Source organism: Pseudomonas paraveronii (assembly GCF_963681955.1).
Taxonomy (GTDB): domain Bacteria; phylum Pseudomonadota; class Gammaproteobacteria; order Pseudomonadales; family Pseudomonadaceae; genus Aquipseudomonas; species Aquipseudomonas paraveronii.
The window spans coordinates 4,505,833-4,524,423 of record NZ_OY817130.1; the positions used below are offsets into that span (position 1 = coordinate 4,505,833).

Sequence of the window (18,591 nt, forward strand, 5' to 3'; positions counted from 1 at the left end):
AACAAAATGAAGAATTCAATCCAACACATCCACGCCTTCCTCGCCGTCGCGCGCACCGGCAGCTTTACCAAGGCGGCCAACGAACTGCACCTGTCGCCGTCCGCGCTCACCGTGCAAGTTCAGCAACTGGAAGACTGGCTCGGCGTCGCCCTGCTCGACCGCAGCCCGCGACATGTGAGCATCACCGCCGCCGGCCAGGAGGCGCGCGGGCCGATGGAAAAACTGCTGCTGGACCTGGACAACATCGTCACCGGCTCCCGCGACCTCGCCGCCCTGCGCCGGGGCGTGGTGACTATCGCCGCCCTGCCCTCGGTCTGCGCAGGCGCCCTGCCGCCCGCGCTGCGCCTGTTTCGCGAACGGTTTGGCGGAATCGAAGTGCGCCTGCATGACTTGGTGGCCCACCGCATTCACGCCCAGGTACGCTCGGGCGAGGTGGATTTCGGCATCGGCGTGCGCGCACGACTGAGCCACGGGCTGGCGTTTGTGCCGGTGCTCAATGATCGGTTGTGCGCGTTTGTACCGCTGGATCATCCGCTCGCCCGCCATCGGACGTTGACCCTGGAGCAACTGGCGGATCAGCCGATCATCCTGACCGGGCGCGACAGCAGCGTGCGCGAACACGTCGAGGCGTTATTTGATCAGACACGCCTGACGATGAACGCAGGCATGGAGGCCAACTACATGTCGACGGTGTTGGCGCTGGTGCGTCAGGGCTTGGGGATCAGTGTGTTGCCGGAGTCGGCGGCGGACAGCCTGGAGGGGTTGAAGCGCATCAGCATCGATCATCCCGGCGTGAACCGGGAGATCGGGCTGATCAGTCGCAGCGGGATGGGCCTGAGCCCGGCGGCGCAGCGCTGTTTCGACTTACTGCATGAGCAATTATCCGACACACCACTGAGCCCCCTCCCACCGTTGACCGAGTGAGTCAGTCAAGCATGGCCACATGCTTGGGATGGCTGGCCACCCGCTTCAGCCACGCCTGCACGGCCGGGTAAGGCGTCAAGTCAAAACCGCCCTCATGCGCCACATGGGTGTAGGCATACAGCGCAATATCGGCAATCGAATACTGCTCGCCCACCAGGTACGGCGTGCTTTGCAACTGACGCTCCATCACCCTCAACGCCTTGTAGCCGCCCTTGTGACTGGTGTTGTATTCGTCGAGGCGATCCTGCGGCAAGCCCAAATACAGCTGGATAAACCGCGCCACCGCAATATACGGCTCATGGCTGTACTGCTCGAAGAACTGCCACTGCAACACCTGGGTGCGCAGGCGCGGTTCGGTGGGCAGAAACTCGCTGCCATCGGCGAGGAAGTTGAGGATCGCGTTGGATTCCCACAGGCAGGTGCCGTCTTCAAGTTCCAGCACCGGGATCTTGCCGTTGGGGTTCTTGGCCAGGAACTCAGGGGTCTCGGTGCCGCCGTTGAGGATGTCGACATCCACCCATTGATACGGGATGCCCAACAGGTTGAGCATCAATTTGACCTTGTAGCAGTTGCCCGACTTGTGATCGCCATAAACCTTGTACATGGGGCTCCCCTTATGCCGCTTGCGCGTGCTGTGCTTGACGGACCACTGCGGCCAGGCGCTTGAGACCTTCGTCCAAACGGGACGGGTCGATATGGCTGAAATTGAGCCGCAGTGAGCCAAGGTGCTGGTCCGGCTCGGAAAAAAACGGTTCACCGGGCATGAACGCGACGTTCTGATCGAGTGCAGGTGCCAACAAGGTGCGGGTATCGAGCGGTTGTTTCAAGGTCAGCCAGAAGAATAATCCGCCCTGGGGCACCTGCCAGTCCGCCAGATCGTTGAAATGTCGCACCAATGCGGCCTGGAATGAGTCGCGGCGCTGGCGATAGAAACTGCGCAGTTCCACCAGGTGCTGTTGATACTTTTCGCTGCCGATCCACCGCATCGCCTGCCACTGGCCGATGCGATTGGTGTGCAGGTCGGCCGACTGCTTGAGCTTGAGCAGGTGCGGGAACAGGTCGGGGCTGGTGATCAGGTAACCGACGCGCAGGCCAGGCAACAATGTTTTGGACACGGTACCGGTGTAGATCCAACTGGCCTTTTTCAGACGGCCGGCGATGGGCTGTGCACTGCCGCCGTCGAAGGTCAGTTCGCGGTAGGGTTCGTCTTCGATCAGGGTCACGCCGAACTCGTCGAGCAACGCCGCGACGGCTTCGCGCTTGGCCTCGCTGTAACGCACGGCCGACGGGTTCTGGAACGTCGGGATCAGGTAGATGAACGCCGGGCGGTGGCGTTCCAGATTTGTGCGCAGCGCGGCCAGGTCCGGGCCGTCGGCTTCCAGTTGCACGGTGAGACACTCGGCGCCGAACAGTTGGAAAATCTGCAGCGCGGCCAGGTAGGTCGGGCCTTCCAAGAGGATTTTCGTGCCCTTGTCGATATACAGCTTGGCCGCCAGGTCCAGGGTCTGCTGCGAGCCGCTGACCACCAGCACCTGGCTGGCCTGGCACGGCACGCCGAGTGCGCGCGCCTCGGCGGCGAGCAATTCACGCAGCTGCGGCTCGCCTTCACTCATGCCGTATTGGCCGATATTCAACGGCATGTCGTCCCAGTTCAACGCGGGCAACATCGCTTCGGCAGGCAACCCGCCGGCGAACGACATCACTTCCGGGCGCTGGGCCGCCGCGAGGATTTCACGGATCAGGGAGCTTTTGAGGCGTGTAACACGTTCTGAGAAGGCCATAGGGTCACCGGTAGCAAAGCCTGTGGGAAATACGTCAAACTGGTTGACCGAAATTACGACGACTTCAGTGGATACGTCAATATGCTTGACCTTAAAAACCAGACCAGCCAGCAAAAAGCCATGGAGGCGTTCTTCTTCGGCTACCAGGCGTTCACCGCCAAGGCCGACGAAATGCTGGAGCGCCGTGGCCTGAGCCGGGTGCATCAGCGCATCGTGTTTTTTATCGCGCGCTACCCCGGCCTGAACGTGAAGGAGCTGCTGGAATTGCTCGGCGTGAGCAAGCAGGCGCTGAACATGCCGCTGCGCCAATTACAGGAAATGCACCTGGTGGAGAGCGTCGCGTCCGAGACCGACAAGCGCAAACGCCTGCTGGAATTGAGCACCGAAGGCCTGCGCTTCGAGCAATCCTTACGCCGTGAACAGGTGAAGCTGTTGCAGCGCGCCTTCAATGAGGCGGGGGAAGAAGCGGTGAACGGCTGGCTGGCGGTCAATCTGGCGCTGAGTGCGGTGAATTAGCCTTTCATCCATTTTTGCGCAGACAATCGAAAACATTATTTGCTTTATTTGTATACAAAAGCATAATTCGCTTCGTGCGAGTTCCTGACCAATTAGTCAACAAAACCCGCCAGTACCTCACAGCGCCTAGGCGCTGGCCATAACAATAAAATGCTTGAGGAGTACTCGCTGTGGATAGCCGCAAATCCGAAGCCCCGCTGGACCTCGCCCCGCCGGACCTCTCCCTCACGAACCCTGGCTGGCTGGAACGCCTGTTCAAACTGCGCTTGCATGGCACCACAGTGAAGACCGAGTTGATCGCCGGCCTCACGACGTTCATCACCATGGCCTACATCATCTTCGTCAACCCGAACATCATGGCCGACGCCGGGATCGATCACGGCGCCGCGTTCGTCGCCACCTGCATCGCCGCCGCGCTGGGGTGCCTGTTGATGGGCCTGTACGCCAACTGGCCGGTGGGCCTGGCGCCGGGCATGGGTTTGAACGCGTTCTTTACCTACACCGTGGTCGGGACCATGGGCTACACCTGGGAGACGGCACTCGGTGCGGTGTTTATCTCCGGCGTGTTGTTCATGCTGCTGACGCTGTCGCGCATCCGTGAATGGCTGCTCAACAGCATTCCGGTGAGCCTGCGCCACGCGATGGGCGCCGGTGTGGGGTTGTTTCTCGGGGTGATCGGCCTGAAAACCGCCGGCATCATCGTCGACAGCCCGGCCACCCTGATCAAGCTCGGTTCGCTGCACGAGCCAGCGCCGTTGCTGGCGGCCATCTGCTTTCTACTGATCGCGATCCTCAGCTACCACCGGGTGTTCGGCGCGATCCTCATCAGCATCATCGCCGTGACCCTCGCCGGCTGGGGCCTGGGCCTGGTTCACTACAACGGCATCCTCTCCACCCCGCCGAGCCTGGCGCCGACCTGGCTGGCCATGGACGTTAAGGGTGTGTTCAATGTGAGCATGATCAGCGTGGTATTTGCCTTCTTGTTTGTACACATGTTCGACACCGCCGGGACCTTGATGGGCGTCGCGCAACGCGCCGGTCTGGTGAACGCCGACGGCAAGATCCACAACCTGTCCCGTGCGTTGAAGGCCGACAGCGCCTCCAGCGTATTCGGCGCCATGGTCGGCGTGCCGCCGGTGACCAGCTATGTGGAAAGCGCCGCCGGTGTCGCCGCCGGTGGCCGTACCGGGCTGACCGCTGTGACGGTGGGCGTGCTGTTTGTGGCGGCGATGTTTTTCGCGCCGCTGGCCGGCATGATTCCGGCTTACGCCACCGCCGGTGCGCTGATTTATGTGGCGATGCTGATGATGGCGAGCATGGCCCATATCAACTGGGACGAAGCCACCGACAGCATTCCGGCTATCGTCACCGCGATCATGATGCCGCTGACCTTCTCAGTCGCCGACGGGATCGCCCTGGGCTTTATCACGTATGTGGCGCTCAAGGCCGGCACCGGCAAGTACCGCGAAATCTCCATCAGCCTATGGGTGTTGTGCGCGATTTTTATCGCAAAATTTATCTTCCTGTAGTTCGGGAACGCACAAAGAAACCGCCTCACCCTCGGGTGAGGCTTTGGCATCAAAGGAGCACTGTAAATGAACCTGGAAACCTGGCTGCTGTTCAGTGGCGCGGCGTTGATCGTGATCCTGATTCCCGGCCCGCTGTCGTTGCTGATGATCAGCAACAGCCTCAACTACGGCCTGCGCCGTTCGTACCCGGCGTTTCTCGGCGGCGTGTTTGCCTCGATCTGCCTGTTGAGTGCCTCGGCACTGGGGCTGGGCGCGCTGTTGTTGGCGTCGGAACAGCTGTTCAGCGCCTTGAAGATGGTCGGCGCGCTCTACCTGTTTTACCTCGCCTGGCAGAGCTGGCAGCAATCGCGCCAACCGGCCCGGGGCGCGGTGGTGCCCCAGGCCGTCGCCACGCCGCGTTTTCGCGCCTTGTTTGGCCGTGCGTTTGTGCTGGGCGCGAGCAACCCGAAGGACATCCTGTTCTTCGCCGCCTTCCTGCCGCAGTTCCTCAGCAGCGACCGGCCGTTTCTGCCGCAGTTGCTCGTCATGATCGCCACCTGGACCGTACTCGACCTGCTGTGCAAGCTCGCCTACGGTCTTGGCGCCCACGGTGCTGCGCGGTATTTGCGCAGCGGCAACGGCCAGAGCTGGTTCAACCGCACCAGTGCCGGGCTGTTCGGGGCCGCTGGCGTTGCGTCGCTGATCAACCGCTAGGACGGGGTCACTTTAGCGAAATAGACGCTCGGAAGGGCGTCTCCTGCAGTAGGCCATTGGATGCCCGCTACGATTCGAAACAGGCGCTTGTCGTTCATCGCACTCTTGACGGCAGCCAACGCCACCGACGTCGGATTATTGCTGATCGCAATATTGAACCAACGATCCGTCAGCCGGCGTTCCAACTTGATAGACCCCAGCTCAAGCCAATGAACGGACACGTAGTACACCCGGTTTGAACCGGAAAGAGGATGAGTCACGAATAAATCACGGGTGGTCTTGTTGCCGTGCCTTACCAGAAGCTCCTCGACGCTGAACCCCTGCTGTTCCAGCACACGTTTGATCGCCGCGCACTGTGCAATGTCTCGCCGAGGTCCCATCTCGCGGCCGCCGGATCGCAGCGCAGGGTCCAAGTCGGTCACCTTGAAATCGACGCGAGTGAAGCCCGGTGCCTTGCCGTCAAAACCGATGTGAAAGGTTCTTTTGCCCCTTTCGGTGGACCGCAGCATTCTCAGCAAATCATCCGTCTGACCCGCCCTCGCGGGGGCTGGAGGCGACCAGTTGTCCAGCGTCGCGCGGATATTGAGCAGATGCGTGGCCGTTGCCGGGCGGGATGGGCCTGCCAACTCAATCAACCTTGCGGCGGTAAACTGTCGACTGGAGAGCGTCATGGTGGGGAACACCGCGCCCACATACTCCGGCAAAGGCTTATCGAACAGGGGCGCATGGACCAGCCATTCACCCGCAGGGCTACGTGTCACCGGGAAAGGCTGCTCCAGAATATCCACGCTGGTCCAGCGCTCAATGTCAAAACTGGCCAATGACACCATTGGCTCATTCCTGTGGATAAACACGATGCCGTCCAACGGCGCCTGATCCCCCTGAGGGAGCATCCTGTAATAGCCGCTCATAGGGTCCATCACGCCGGTATTCGGCGGGGCCACCCGAAGGACATTGTGGGGAAACCCTCGGCTGTCCGACGCAATATGAAACACCTCGGGAACCGGAGAAGGCGCATCCGGGCTCTGAAGTGAAGTCCGCCAATTCGACCAGTAGCTCGACGTCGTGGATGACTGGCGAATGGCGTCTTCCGTAGCAACCCGTGCAGTCGCGGGCCACCAGTCGGGCGGCGGTGGCGTCGGCGGCGCGCGCCATGGGTTGAGCACGCCGGAACTTGTGCCCGCCACCGGTTGCGGGGCGTCCGCGCCGAGTGACCATTCCTTGGGCTGATGGAGGTGCAAAATCAGTTCGTCTTGCCCCGGCGCCTGCGTGTTTTTCAGGCGAAATACCGGTTCGTCCCCACGCCGGTAAAGGGGGTAATAGTGCGTGTCATCCGCCACAAAGGGCTCACCATTTTTCACATAGACGCCCGACTCGCCCGGCCCTTTCAGCGCAATGGCGCCCTCCGGCACCCCCTTGATTTTGAACCGCTCCAAGGCTTTCAACTGGGTCACGGGGGACGACGCCGTGCGGGACACCCCGCTGTGTACCGTCATCCGCAAACGATGTATGCGCCCCAGCAACCCTCTCAGCACCGGCCGCGCAATACCTGCGCCGGCACGGCCCACCTTCTTCGGGCCGGGGATTAAGTTCAGCAGCAGGTCGATCGCCATAAAGGCGCTCATAAAACCCACATCGACCGCATCGTGGGGGTCGCCGAAACGGTGATAACTGCGCGATACGCGCAGCAACTCATAGAAGTCATTGAACATCCCGTACAACGGTGAGAAAAACCCCACCACCGCCCGCGCGCGGGTGTCGCCCTGCTCACTCAGACGGCGGGTTCGATAGCTCGCCAGCGCCTTGCCGGAATGGCTGGCGGCTTGGGTCCGCCGTTGCAAATCCAGCACGCTGGCGTGGTAGAGCAACGCCTCGGCGTTGCTGTGGGGCGTAGCCACAAACCCCAGCCAGTCCTGCGGATCGCTGGCGATCTGCTCAAGGGTTTGGGCTTCGATCTCCTCAAGCACCGCCGCAGGCTCCAAGTGCTTGATGCTGAATGAACGAACAAACTCGATCCCGCGCCAGATCCCTTTCACCATGAAAAAAGCCGGTATGGCTTTAAGCGTTTTTGCAGCCTGGACGTGTGCACCGCCGCCCTCCGCAGGCTGGGGGATCGCCTCGAATGCCCAACCCGGTGCGACCTGTCGCGCCAACGCCTTGACGTTATCCGGTAACGCGCCGATGCGGTTCAATTCAGCCTGGGCCCGTTGCAGGCTATCGTACTCGGTCAGGACCAGGGACGACGGCGCATCGGGCCAGTAAACCAGGCACAGTTCGGAGCGCCGGTCATGCACCACCACGATCCCTGCGACATAGCGATCATGCTGCATCGTGTGGCCCACCAGATGAACCACGTACAGCTGCAACTGGTGCTGGTTGTTCGACAGGTCTTGCGGTGTGCGGGCCGCCATCGCGGTCTTGAATACGCTTTGTGCCGTCGCCGTCAGCCCCTGCTGAGTCGCGCAGAACAGGTGATACTCAACGCCCGCGCGCAAGGCGCGATTCAACAGTTCGGGAATCCGTCCGTTGCTGAGCTCGCGATCGGCTTCAATACGCGGATAGAAAACCCGGTTGATCAAGGTGTCGTACTGACCACCGATATCCAGCGAGGACACCATACGGGTCAAGTAAGCGGCATTCAGGCGTTGCTTCCACTCAGGTTGCAGATAGCGCGCGTGACTGAATCGCCAAGCGGTCCAGGGCGCCAGTGGGTCGAGGTTATGCAGCGTCAGTTGCAGCAGGCTGAAGGTCGTGCGCGCTGCGGTTGGGGTCAGCACGATGTTGCGATCACCCACCGTACAGCCGCTGATCCATCCACAAAAGGCACCGTGGACATCATCCGGCATATCAATCAACGGTTGGTCGATGTCCAACGGCGGGAAGAAACCGTCCTGGCGCAAACGGGCGATCAACGCGCGCCGGGCGAACGTGTCCAGGTCAGGCAGGCGTTGCTCAAGTCGGCCTTTAAACGCAAAGGCGCTGCCCAGGTACAGCCGCAGCAAGCGCTTGAAGGCTCTACGCTGGGCCTGGGTCGCGTGCGCCAACCAAGTGGGCAGTTTCTTCGCGTCAGACGCCGCCGTGCGCAGCAGCTCGATGTTGGCCAGAGCCTGACTCAGGGCGTCATTGAGCGGAATATTCAGCTGCTCTTCCAGCTCGACCATCAGCAGCGAGCGGCTGAGCTCGGCATCCGTCACTTCACTGAAAATACGCGTGATGTCTTCGCGGCTTTGTTTCAAGCGGTCGTAGCAGCCCAGCAGTTTCTTGAGCGCCACCAGCGCAGGCTTGCCCTTGATCTCAACGTAGCGCACGCCGAGGGTTCCACAGGCCGCATGTGCGCGTAAGTCACGCCGCTTATCGTGTTCGACGCAGCCCCAAAGCACCGAGTCGTCAAGGCTGCTCAGGCTTGCCTTGAGGCTTTGGGTCAAGGCGTCCAGTCCGGCAAACGCCTTGACCCCGCCTTCGATTCCAAACGCGTACACCACCACCGGGAGCTGGCGCGACGGGCGCCTTACCGCCGCGCCCGTGGTCACCACCCAGACGTTATGGAGGGCGTAAAAGGCGTCCGGTTCGCTGCCCACCGCGATCGACAGTACTTGGGTCTGACTGCCAAGGCGTTGGCTGGGCGACGGCTGTTCCACCACTTCGATCATCAGGTCGCGATGCGCCGTACTGATCAGCTTGAGCCGGTGTTGCAACTCAACCTCGCAGCGCAGGGCCTCGGTTTGGGTGCGCATGAACAGCGACACGCGCCTGGGCGTACCCGCGCCGTCGGGACGCTCGGCCCAAAAAGCCAAATCGAGCAACCGATGCTGCCCATCCCGCATCAGTGTATTCAACACGTCGGCATGCGCCTTGAGTTGGCCCACCAGCGCCACGATTATCTGGTACGCAAGCGTGTCCGCGCAGGGATCGTCCGGGACCAGCAGCGCAACCAGCGCTTTTTCGTAGCGTTTGACCTGACGCTCAGCGGCGCGCAGAGCCAGGCCGGACGCCGTGCTGGCGAAGATGATTTCTGCGCCTCGTCGTTGTCGGTCCCAGTTGAGCAATTGATCGCCAATAACGCCGAGCCGAGCGCCACCGACCAGTTGCCGCCTCGCCCCCTCCACCTGTGCCAGAAAAGGTGCGGCGTCCAGCGGCTGAGGCCGAGGCCGTTGCTCAGAAAACACGTGCGCGTAATTGATCTTCACCGCACAAGCCAGCTCGTTGCTCCATTGCCCGGTCAGCAACGCCTGGGCGCCCAGCGTCAGCGCGTCGTCCATCAGCGGCAGGCCGCGAACAAAGCGGTGCGCCGCAGACAAGACTGTTGGCCGGCATAAGTCATTGCGCCGACTCAGCGGCAAGCACTGCCAGAGCGCGTGGAACCGGGACCGGTCCAACACCAGCAGGCCGTCCTGCAGGGCCGTGTAGGACGGGTACTCGTAGAAGTTGCAGCCCTCTCCCGGCAGATAGACCACATGCGGTGCCTCGCAGGGGTCGCCTTCTCGATAAAGATGCAAGACCCCGGGAATCGCTACCGGAGGCGTACCCGGCCACAGCAACTGCCCCACTTGCAGCGTGGCCCAAGCCCCGCCCGCACGCTGGCGGGCCTCGGCGGTGGGGGCATCGATCAGGGCCTGAACCATGTCCCATGCCGCACTCGATAGCTGCTCCAACTGCCGCGCCATAAACGCCCGGTCGGCGAAGAGCGCCTTGTGCAACTCGACCCAGCGCTCCCGGCGAGTGAGCCAGGAACCCTGCGCCAGGGTGTCCCAATAGACGCTGACCGCATGGGCCAGCCGCTCAAACAGCCTCAGCGCGATCACACGGCGCAGTGCTTCCAGCGGCGTATAAGGCAAGCGCCGGTTCGGCTCGTCTTTAACGCTCAGGGTGGTGAACTGATTGACGTTGATCACCACCGTCGGCAGGACCAGCAACGCCAGCGCCCGATCGGTCAGGCTGTCGACTTTGCGCGGCACGGCTGGCGGCTTGGGCTCGGTGAACAACAGGTGGTCCGGGTCCATCTCGAACGCTTTGCGCAGCTCGGCGCGAATGACCGTCAAGACTTTGGGCGAGCGTCCTATCAGGCGTGCCAGTGTCCGCGTCGCGGTGATGCAGCGCGCGTCGGCAAGACCGATCTGATTGATCAGGCGACTGGGATGGGTATGGGCATTGATCCGCCGTTTCAACTGCTCGCGAATCGCCTGCGATTGCGCTTGGGCAGCGAGGTCCGGGTCGTCGGCAGTAGCGGTATCGGCTGAAACGCTCACGTGATCGGGGGACGAGGTCATGGTGTTTTCTTCTGCATGAGGAAAACGCCCAGCCTAGGCAGTGCCTCCGTGCAAAAGGCGCTAGATAGTTGCACGCGCAAGCGGCATGAAAAGCCCGCCGTGTCGGCGGGCGAAAAACCAGCGAAGAGCTTTGGGGTGGCGCTCAGCTACCGCGGTAGGTGGAGTAACTGTAGGGCGAAATCAGCAGGGGCACATGGTAGTGATCCTGTTCAGCGCTGATGCCGAAGCGCAGCACCACCACGTCGAGGAAGGCCGGCTCTGGCAATTGCACGCCACGGGCACGGTAATAGTCGCCGGCGCTGAATTGCAGCTGGTACACACCGCTGCGGTAGTCGTCGCCTTGGAGCAACGGTGCGTCGCAGCGGCCGTCACTGTTGGTCACGGCGCTGGCGATCAGCTCCAGTTGCGCGCCGTCGACGCGGTACAGCTCAACCTTGATGGTGCTGCCGGGACAGCCGTGAGCGGCGTCCAAAACGTGTGTGGTCAAACGTCCCATGGCGTGTACGCGCCTCCCGAGGTCAGTAGAAGTGAATGCCGCACTTTTTTTGTGCAGCGAAAAAGCCGGCGCCGGCTGATTAAGACACTTTTTAAAAAAATTGTACACAATAAAAACCACAAACCCTACGATCCTCCAGTCGACCTTGCTCGACCGGCCGATTCACGAGTAATCCTTGCTTTTAAACAACCTTTTGTCCATTAGCTGACCAGTCAGGCAAGTTTCTTGCTACACCCTTGAAGGTGAGCGTGGCAGAAAAAAGGCAGAAATCCAGGCTTACAAAGTGGGCAATAAGTTGTATACAATCACTCATCACTGTGACGCCACTCAGTCTTTCCACTGCCCGGCCGCCACACACACCGCTACCACGCACAAGAAGGAAGACTGCAGTGAGCGCTGACTACCCACGCGACCTGATCGGTTACGGCAGTAACCCTCCTCACCCCCACTGGCCGGGCAAGGCACGCATCGCGTTGTCTTTTGTACTCAACTACGAAGAAGGCGGCGAGCGCAATATTTTGCACGGTGACAAAGAGTCCGAAGCCTTCCTTTCGGAAATGGTCTCGGCCCAGCCGCTGCAGGGCGAGCGCAACATGAGCATGGAGTCGCTGTACGAATACGGCAGCCGTGCCGGCGTGTGGCGCGTCCTCAAATTGTTTAAAGCATTCGATATCCCGCTGACCGTCTTCGCCGTGGCCATGGCCGCCCAGCGCCATCCGGACGTGATCCGCGCAATGGTCGCCGCCGGCCATGAGATCTGCAGCCACGGCTATCGCTGGATCGACTACCAGTACATGGACGAGGCCCAGGAACGCGAGCATATGCTCGAAGCCATCCGCATCCTCACCGAGCTGACCGGCGAACGCCCGCTGGGCTGGTACACCGGCCGCACCGGCCCGAACACGCGGCGCCTGGTGATGGAGGAAGGCGGCTTCCTCTATGACTGCGACACCTATGACGACGACCTGCCCTACTGGGAACCCAACACCCCCACCGGCAAGCCGCACCTGGTGATCCCTTACACCCTGGACACCAACGACATGCGTTTCACCCAGGTGCAGGGCTTCAACAAGGGCGATGACTTTTTCGAGTACCTCAAAGACGCGTTCGACGTGCTCTACGCCGAAGGAGCCGACGCGCCGAAGATGCTTTCCATCGGCCTGCACTGCCGCCTGATCGGCCGCCCGGCGCGCCTTGCGTCGTTGAAGCGCTTTATCGAATACGCCAAGGGCCATGAACAGGTGTGGTTCACCCGCCGTGTCGACATTGCCCGTCACTGGCACGCCACGCACCCTTACAAGGGAGCGGCGCAATGACCGCGTTCCAGACCTTGAAACCGTCGAGCCTGAGCCGCGATGCATTCATCAGCGCCTTTGCCGACATCTACGAACATTCGCCGTGGGTGGCTGAAAAGGCTTTCGACCTGGGCCAGGACGCCTCACTCGACGCGGTCGAAACCCTGCACCAACGCATGAGCGACATCCTCTTGAGCGCCGATCACACCCGGCAACTGGCGCTGATCAACGCTCACCCGGACCTGGCCGGCCGTGCGGCCATCCAGGGCCAACTGACCGAAGCCAGCACCCAGGAACAAGCCGGCGCCGGTATTCACCAATGCACGGCCGAAGAGTTCTCACGCTTCACCGAGCTGAACGAGGCCTACAAAGCCAAGTTCAAGTTTCCCTTCATCATGGCGGTAAAAGGCAGCAACCGGCATCAGATCATCAACGCGTTCGAATCGCGCATCCATAACCCGGTAGACACCGAGTTCAAGTGCGCGCTGGACGAGATCAACAAGATCGCGCTGTTCCGCTTACTGACCCTCTAAACGACCATCCCCAGCCACTCTATCCAAGGCAGACAAGAAGAATGAAAGCGCAACCCTTACCGTTCGAGAAGTTCGTCAACCTCGCCGACGCCCGCCTCGGCACCAAGATCATCTCGGTGACCGATGACTGGTTCGCCGACGCCAACCGCCTGTTCCAGCCGACCCCGGCCGTGTGGAAGGAAGGCGTTTTCGATGATAACGGCAAGTGGATGGACGGCTGGGAGTCACGCCGCAAACGCTTCGAAGGCTACGACAGCGCAGTGATCCGCCTGGGCGCCGCCGGCTCGATCAAGGGCGTGGACATCGACACTTCATTCTTCACCGGTAACTTCCCGCCGTCGGCCTCCCTGGAAGCCTGCTTCCTGGCCTCGGGCGAGCCGGACGACAGCACCGAGTGGGTGGAAGTGCTGTCGGCCGTCGAGCTGCAAGGCAACAGCCACCACTACCACGCAATCAACCACGACCAGGCATTCAGCCACCTGCGCTTCAACATCTACCCGGATGGCGGCGTGGCCCGTCTGCGTGTGTACGGTGTGCCGTTCCGCGACTGGTCGGCGGTGGGCGACAACGAACAGGTCGACCTGGCTGCCGCGCTGAACGGCGGCCGCGCCCTGGCCTGCTCCGACGAACACTTCGGCCGCATGGGCAACCTCCTCAATCCGGGCCGTGGCGTCAACATGGGCGATGGCTGGGAAACCGCCCGCCGTCGCACGCCAGGCAATGACTGGGTGATCGTCGCGCTGGGGCATGCGGGCGAGATCGAAAAAATCATCGTCGACACCCTGCACTTCAAGGGCAACTACCCGGACACCTGCTCGATCCAGGCCGCATTCGTCAAAGGCGGCACCGACAGCCAGATCGAAACCCAGTCGCTGTTCTGGCGCGAACTGCTGCCGGCGCAGAAGCTGGAAATGCACGCCGAACACACCTTCGCCGAGCAGATCAAGGCGCTGGGCCCGATCACCCACATCCGCCTGAACGTGTTCCCGGATGGTGGTGTGAGTCGCCTGCGAGTATTGGGCAAGGTCGCTAAATCGGCGTGAGCCCAATCGCGGGCAAGCCCGGCTCCCACAGGGGTACGCGGACAAATGTGCGAGCCGGGCTTGCCCGCGATAGCGGTAGATCAGACACCATCACATTCAAAAACTTAAGAAGACAGCCATGCGCACACTGATGATCGAACCCCTGACCAAAGAAGCCTTCGCCCCCTTCGGAGACGTTATCGAAACCGACGGCAGCGATCACTTCATGATCAACAACGGTTCGACCATGCGCTTCCACAAACTGGCGACGGTCGAAACCGCAACGCCGGAAGACCACGCCATCATCAGCATTTTCCGCGCCGACGCGCTGCAAATGCCACTGACCGTGTGCATGCTGGAGAGACACCCGCTGGGCAGCCAGGCGTTCATACCGCTGCTCGGCAACCCCTTTCTGATCGTGGTCGCGCCACTTGGCGATGCACCGGTATCAGGCTTGGTCCGCGCCTTCGTCACCAACGGCAGGCAGGGCATTAATTACCATCGCGGCGTCTGGCACCACCCGGTGCTGACGATCGAAAAGCGGGATGACTTCCTGGTGGTTGATCGCAGTGGCACCGGCAATAACTGCGATGAGCATTTTTTCAAAGAGGATGAGCGGTTGATCCTCGCCCCCCACCAATAAGAGAAGGCCTGATCACCCGACAACAAGGGCGACAAGCGAGAGGTAAAGACTGTGGAAGCACATCTGTTGGAATGGCTGAACCTTAGCGTGCGCTGGGTTCACATGATCACTGGCGTCGCCTGGATCGGCGCGTCGTTTTACTTCGTCTGGCTGGAAAACAACCTCAACCGCGTCAACCCCAAGGACGGCCTGGCCGGTGACTTGTGGGCGATCCACGGTGGCGGTATCTACCACCTGGAAAAATACAAACTGGCTCCGCCGACCATGCCGGACAACCTGCACTGGTTCAAATGGGAAGCCTATTTCACCTGGATGTCGGGCGTCGCGCTGCTGTGCGTGGTGTTCTACCTCAACCCTACGCTGTACCTGCTCGCCCCTGGCAGCAGCCTGAGCGGCACCGAAGGCGTGTTGTTGGGCATCGGCTCACTGCTCGCTGGCTGGTTCATCTACTCGTTTCTCTGCGACTCGGCCCTGGGCAAACGCCCGGCGCTGCTCGGCCTGACCTTGTTCGTGCTATTGATCGCGGCGGCGTATGGCTTCAGCAAAGTGTTCAGCGGCCGCGGCGCGTACCTGCATGTGGGGGCGATCATCGGCACCATCATGGTCGGCAACGTGTTCCGCATCATCATGCCGGCGCAACGCGCGCTGGTGGCGGCAATCGCGCAGAACCGCACGCCGGACCCGGCCTTGCCGGCCAAGGGCTTGCTGCGCTCACGACACAACAACTACTTCACCTTGCCGGTGCTGTTCATCATGATCAGCAACCACTTCCCGAGCACTTACGGCAGCCAGTACAACTGGCTGATCCTGGCGGGGATTGCCGTGGCGGCGGTGTTGGTGCGGCATTACTTCAACACCCGGCACAACAGCCAGAAATATGCCTGGACCTTGCCGGTGGGCGCGTTGGCGATGATTTGCCTGGCGTATGTCACCGGGCCCAAGCCGGTCACGGACGTGGCCAAGACACCGGCAGCCATCGAGTACCAACCGTTGCCGGAAACCGCGCTGGGCGGTGGCCTGAAACCCGCTGCGCCCGCCGCCCCCGCTGCTGCAGCCGCGCCCGCCCAGGCGACGATTGATTTCGACAAGGTGCATGGTGTGATCCAGGCACGCTGCGCCGTCTGCCATTCGGCCAGGCCCAGCAGCCCGCTGTTCAGCACTGCACCGGCGGGCGTGATGTTCGACACACCGACGCAGATCCAGCAGCAGGCTGCGCGTATTCAGGCGCAGGCCGTGGCGAGCCAGATCATGCCACTGGGCAACATCACCCAGATGACCCAGCAGGAACGCGATCTGATCGGCACCTGGATCAATCAGGGGGCGCGCACAAATTAACGGATTAGCGCAGGACTAACCTGTGGGCGGGGGCTTGCTCCCTCCCACATCCGGCCTGCGTTGTCGCTGAATGTGCTGTTCAACATCCTCGCGGCTCTGAACCACCCGCCGTCGTCCACACGCATTGATTCCTTCGTTCCAGAAAAACAATAAAGAACAGGAACCCCAACATGCATGCCATCCAACGGGGAACAGCCACACGCCGTGCCCCATTCTCGCCCCGCACGCGCTCTAACAGCGCACTTGAGCCAAGGCTTTGGAGCCAGTATTCTCCGCGCCCGCTCGAATCGACTCAAAAAAAACAGCGAATATAAAAGCTGACTATAAGGCCAACTTATCCCGGCCTGCGGTCTGCGGCCCAAGTGCGCAAAAGTCCCCTGAGCTCGACTGCATCCGTTGCCGTCGACGACATTTTTTTGGGTTTTTTAGCACCTTGGCGCAGCTCTTGCTAAAGCATCAAAGCTGACCGAACAGACGATTTTTTCAGCGAACCAAAAGGCGCCACACCAGAGCGCCGACATAGAAGAAAAACCATAAAACTTTAACTCGGGAGCAACCGAATGAAACCTATGTTCAAAGGCCTGATGCTGGCAGGAACCCTGCTGGCTGGTGGCCAAGCTGTGGCCGGTGACCTATTGCAGTGGCAGAACAACAGCCTGACGTACCTGTGGGGCAAAAACTTTACCGTCAACCCGCAGATCCAACAGACCGTCACGTTTGAACACGCCGATGCGTGGAAGTACGGCGACAACTTCTTCTTCCTCGACCGCATCTTTTACAACGGTAAGGAAGACGGCAACGTCGGCCCCAGTACTTACTACGGCGAGTTCACTCCACGCCTGTCGTTCGGCAAGATTTTCGACAAAGACTTGTCCTTCGGCCCGATCAAAGATGTATTGCTGGCGTTCACTTATGAGTTCGGTGAAGGCGATAACGAATCGTACCTGGTGGGCCCGGGCTTCGACCTGAACATCCCCGGTTTCGACTACTTCCAGTTGAACTTCTATCAGCGCCAGACCGAAGGCAATCGCGCAGGCGACGGCGTATGGCAGATCACCCCGGTGTGGTCGTACACCCTCCCGGTGGGCAACTCCAACATCCTCATCGACGGCTATATGGATTGGGTGGTGGACAACGACAAGAACGCCCGTGGCACTTATCACGCCAACCTGCACTTCAACCCGCAGGTCAAATATGACCTGGGCAAGGCGATGAACTGGGGCGAGAAACAACTGTATGTCGGTTTTGAATACGACTACTGGAAGAACAAATACGGGATCGAAGATTCCGGCGCGTTCAAGACCACTCAGGATACGGCGAGCTTCCTGGTCAAGTACCACTTCTGATTGAACACCGCCGATTCATGTGGGAGGGGGGCTTGCCTCCTCCCACCTTCAGATCGGCAACAGGCCCAGGAACCGCGTTATTTCCTCGCGCTTGGCCAGGGCATCACTGCGCCCCAACTCGATCAATTCGCTGCAATACCCCGCCTCGAACAGCAAATAACTGAGCACCCCCGCCCCGCTGGTCTTGGTCGCACCCGGCCCCCGCAGGAACAGACGCAACGCCGCCGGCAATTCCTGCCGATGCCGCGCCGCAATTTCATCGATCGGCTGACTCGGCGCAATCACCAGCACGTCCACCGGCGCCAGGCCCTGGGCCGCGCTGTCGATCGGTTGGAAATGGCTGAACTGGTTCAAGCGCTCCAGCAATTCGATATCACTTTCCAGGCTGTCAATGAACGTGCTGTTAAGCATGTGCCCACCGATCTGCGCCAAGGTCGGCTGCTGGCCAGTGTAGGCACGCTGCAACGAGTGTTCATGCTCGACGCCGCGCGGGTTGCCGCTGACGCCCACCACCAGCACGCGGTTGGCGCCCAGGTGCAAGGCCGGGCTGATAGGCGCCGATTGCCGCACGGCGCCATCGCCGAAATACTCATGTTTGAGTTTGACCGGGGCAAACAGCAAGGGAATCGCCGAACTGGCCAACAGGTGTTCAACCGTGAGTTGGGTGGGCACACCGATACGCCGATGGCGCAACCAGGCATCGATGGTGCCGCCGCCCTGGTAGAACGTCACCGCTTGCCCGGATTCGTAACCGAAGGCCGTGACCGCTACCGCCTTCAGGTGTTTGTCGCGGATGGCTTCGTCAATGCCGTCCAGGTGCAGTTTGTCGTGCAACAAATCGCGCAGCGGCGAGCTGTTGAGCAGCGCCACCGGCACCTGGGCGCCCAGGCCGAGCAGGCTGTGGAAACAGAAGCGACCGGCCTGGTGAATCACCCCCGGCCAGTCGCTGCGCAGCACCAGATGGCTGCGAAACCCCTGCCAGAACGCCGTCAGACGCTCGATCGCCGCAGTGAAGTCCATGGCGCCGCTGGCCAGGCTCACCGCGTTGATCGCGCCGGCCGATGTACCGACGATCACCGGAAACGGATTGGCCGCGCCCGGCGGCAGCAACTCGGCAATCGCCGCCAGTACCCCCACCTGATACGCCGCTCGCGCCCCGCCGCCGGAAAGAATCAAGCCTGTGACCGGTTCAGCTTGGCGCATCGCATTAC

15 protein-coding genes are annotated in these 18,591 nt (G+C 61.2%); 10 read left to right on the top strand and 5 right to left on the bottom strand.

What is annotated here, in order from left to right; all coding sequences use genetic code 11:
* The first annotated feature begins 6 nt into the window (after positions 1 to 6).
* Positions 7 to 924, top strand: a complete 918-nt coding sequence (locus U5A08_RS20730; protein WP_198717279.1) for a LysR family transcriptional regulator — start codon at positions 7 to 9, stop codon at positions 922 to 924.
* A 1-nt stretch (position 925) separates the two neighbouring features.
* Here the strand turns inward: U5A08_RS20730 and U5A08_RS20735 are convergent, their stop codons facing one another.
* Both U5A08_RS20735 and U5A08_RS20740 read right to left on the bottom strand, forming a co-directional pair.
* Positions 926 to 1,528 (bottom strand): glutathione S-transferase family protein, encoded by a 603-nt coding sequence (locus tag U5A08_RS20735; RefSeq protein WP_321848387.1) that lies wholly within the window; start codon positions 1,526 to 1,528, stop codon positions 926 to 928.
* A 10-nt stretch (positions 1,529 to 1,538) separates the two neighbouring features.
* A complete protein-coding gene (locus U5A08_RS20740; RefSeq protein WP_321848388.1) occupies positions 1,539 to 2,705 on the bottom strand; it encodes an aminotransferase-like domain-containing protein in 1,167 nt (388 codons plus the stop codon).
* An 81-nt stretch (positions 2,706 to 2,786) separates the two neighbouring features.
* On the opposite strand from U5A08_RS20740, the gene U5A08_RS20745 reads away from it, so the two are divergent.
* From U5A08_RS20745 to U5A08_RS20755, 3 genes are all read left to right on the top strand, one after another.
* Positions 2,787 to 3,221: a MarR family winged helix-turn-helix transcriptional regulator gene (locus U5A08_RS20745; protein WP_276194152.1), complete on the top strand. Its 435-nt coding sequence runs from the start codon at positions 2,787 to 2,789 to the stop codon at positions 3,219 to 3,221.
* Between the two features lie 197 nt (positions 3,222 to 3,418).
* A complete protein-coding gene (locus tag U5A08_RS20750; RefSeq protein ID WP_253400420.1) occupies positions 3,419 to 4,750 on the top strand; it encodes an NCS2 family permease in 1,332 nt (443 codons plus the stop codon).
* Between the two features lie 66 nt (positions 4,751 to 4,816).
* Positions 4,817 to 5,443: a LysE family translocator gene (locus U5A08_RS20755; RefSeq protein WP_253397642.1), complete on the top strand. Its 627-nt coding sequence runs from the start codon at positions 4,817 to 4,819 to the stop codon at positions 5,441 to 5,443.
* Here the strand turns inward: U5A08_RS20755 and U5A08_RS20760 are convergent.
* Entirely contained in the window at positions 5,440 to 10,710 is a 5,271-nt protein-coding gene (locus U5A08_RS20760; RefSeq protein ID WP_253397643.1) for a dermonecrotic toxin domain-containing protein, read from the bottom strand. The genes U5A08_RS20755 and U5A08_RS20760 overlap by 4 nt on opposite strands.
* 142 nt (positions 10,711 to 10,852) lie before the next feature.
* The gene (uraH, locus tag U5A08_RS20765) at positions 10,853 to 11,206 is read right to left on the bottom strand and encodes a hydroxyisourate hydrolase (RefSeq protein WP_198717272.1); all 354 of its coding nucleotides are present in this window, start codon (positions 11,204 to 11,206) and stop codon (positions 10,853 to 10,855) included.
* Between the two features lie 389 nt (positions 11,207 to 11,595).
* Here uraH and puuE point away from each other — a divergent pair, with 389 nt between their 5' ends.
* The 6 genes from puuE to U5A08_RS20795 all read left to right on the top strand — a co-directional run bounded on the left by puuE (position 11,596) and on the right by U5A08_RS20795 (position 17,380).
* The gene (puuE, locus tag U5A08_RS20770; protein ID WP_321848389.1) at positions 11,596 to 12,522 is read left to right on the top strand and encodes an allantoinase PuuE; all 927 of its coding nucleotides are present in this window, start codon (positions 11,596 to 11,598) and stop codon (positions 12,520 to 12,522) included.
* Entirely contained in the window at positions 12,519 to 13,034 is a 516-nt protein-coding gene (gene uraD / locus U5A08_RS20775) for a 2-oxo-4-hydroxy-4-carboxy-5-ureidoimidazoline decarboxylase (protein ID WP_198717270.1), read from the top strand. Before puuE ends, uraD begins: the two co-directional genes overlap by 4 nt.
* Before the next feature lie 41 nt (positions 13,035 to 13,075).
* Positions 13,076 to 14,077 carry an allantoicase gene (gene alc, locus U5A08_RS20780; protein WP_253397645.1) on the top strand — a complete coding sequence of 334 codons (1,002 nt, stop codon included), beginning with the start codon at positions 13,076 to 13,078 and terminating at the stop codon, positions 14,075 to 14,077.
* A 118-nt stretch (positions 14,078 to 14,195) separates the two neighbouring features.
* Positions 14,196 to 14,699 (top strand): ureidoglycolate lyase, encoded by a 504-nt coding sequence (locus U5A08_RS20785; RefSeq protein ID WP_198717268.1) that lies wholly within the window; start codon positions 14,196 to 14,198, stop codon positions 14,697 to 14,699.
* Positions 14,700 to 14,750: 51 nt separating this feature from the next.
* Positions 14,751 to 16,034, top strand: a complete 1,284-nt coding sequence (locus U5A08_RS20790) for a urate hydroxylase PuuD (protein WP_321848391.1) — start codon at positions 14,751 to 14,753, stop codon at positions 16,032 to 16,034.
* Positions 16,035 to 16,594: 560 nt separating this feature from the next.
* A complete protein-coding gene (locus U5A08_RS20795; RefSeq protein ID WP_198717266.1) occupies positions 16,595 to 17,380 on the top strand; it encodes an outer membrane protein OmpK in 786 nt (261 codons plus the stop codon).
* 48 nt (positions 17,381 to 17,428) lie between these two features.
* On the opposite strand, the gene U5A08_RS20800 is transcribed toward U5A08_RS20795, so the two are convergent.
* Positions 17,429 to 18,583, bottom strand: a complete 1,155-nt coding sequence (locus U5A08_RS20800; protein ID WP_198717265.1) for a patatin-like phospholipase family protein — start codon at positions 18,581 to 18,583, stop codon at positions 17,429 to 17,431.
* Positions 18,584 to 18,591: the final 8 nt, after the last annotated feature.

Bases quoted from the DNA above. Each gene is read 5' to 3' on its own strand.
- U5A08_RS20730 (WP_198717279.1), top strand. From the start codon at position 7: ATGAAGAATTCAATCCAACACATCCACGCCTTCCTCGCCGTCGCGCGC.
- U5A08_RS20735 (WP_321848387.1), bottom strand. From the start codon at position 1,528: ATGTACAAGGTTTATGGCGATCACAAGTCGGGCAACTGCTACAAGGTC.
- U5A08_RS20740 (WP_321848388.1), bottom strand. From the start codon at position 2,705: ATGGCCTTCTCAGAACGTGTTACACGCCTCAAAAGCTCCCTGATCCGT.
- U5A08_RS20745 (WP_276194152.1), top strand. From the start codon at position 2,787: ATGCTTGACCTTAAAAACCAGACCAGCCAGCAAAAAGCCATGGAGGCG.
- U5A08_RS20755 (WP_253397642.1), top strand. From the start codon at position 4,817: ATGAACCTGGAAACCTGGCTGCTGTTCAGTGGCGCGGCGTTGATCGTG.
- U5A08_RS20760 (WP_253397643.1), bottom strand. From the start codon at position 10,710: ATGACCTCGTCCCCCGATCACGTGAGCGTTTCAGCCGATACCGCTACT.
- uraH (WP_198717272.1), bottom strand. From the start codon at position 11,206: ATGGGACGTTTGACCACACACGTTTTGGACGCCGCTCACGGCTGTCCC.
- uraD (WP_198717270.1), top strand. From the start codon at position 12,519: ATGACCGCGTTCCAGACCTTGAAACCGTCGAGCCTGAGCCGCGATGCA.
- alc (WP_253397645.1), top strand. From the start codon at position 13,076: ATGAAAGCGCAACCCTTACCGTTCGAGAAGTTCGTCAACCTCGCCGAC.
- U5A08_RS20785 (WP_198717268.1), top strand. From the start codon at position 14,196: ATGCGCACACTGATGATCGAACCCCTGACCAAAGAAGCCTTCGCCCCC.
- U5A08_RS20795 (WP_198717266.1), top strand. From the start codon at position 16,595: ATGAAACCTATGTTCAAAGGCCTGATGCTGGCAGGAACCCTGCTGGCT.
- U5A08_RS20800 (WP_198717265.1), bottom strand. From the start codon at position 18,583: ATGCGCCAAGCTGAACCGGTCACAGGCTTGATTCTTTCCGGCGGCGGG.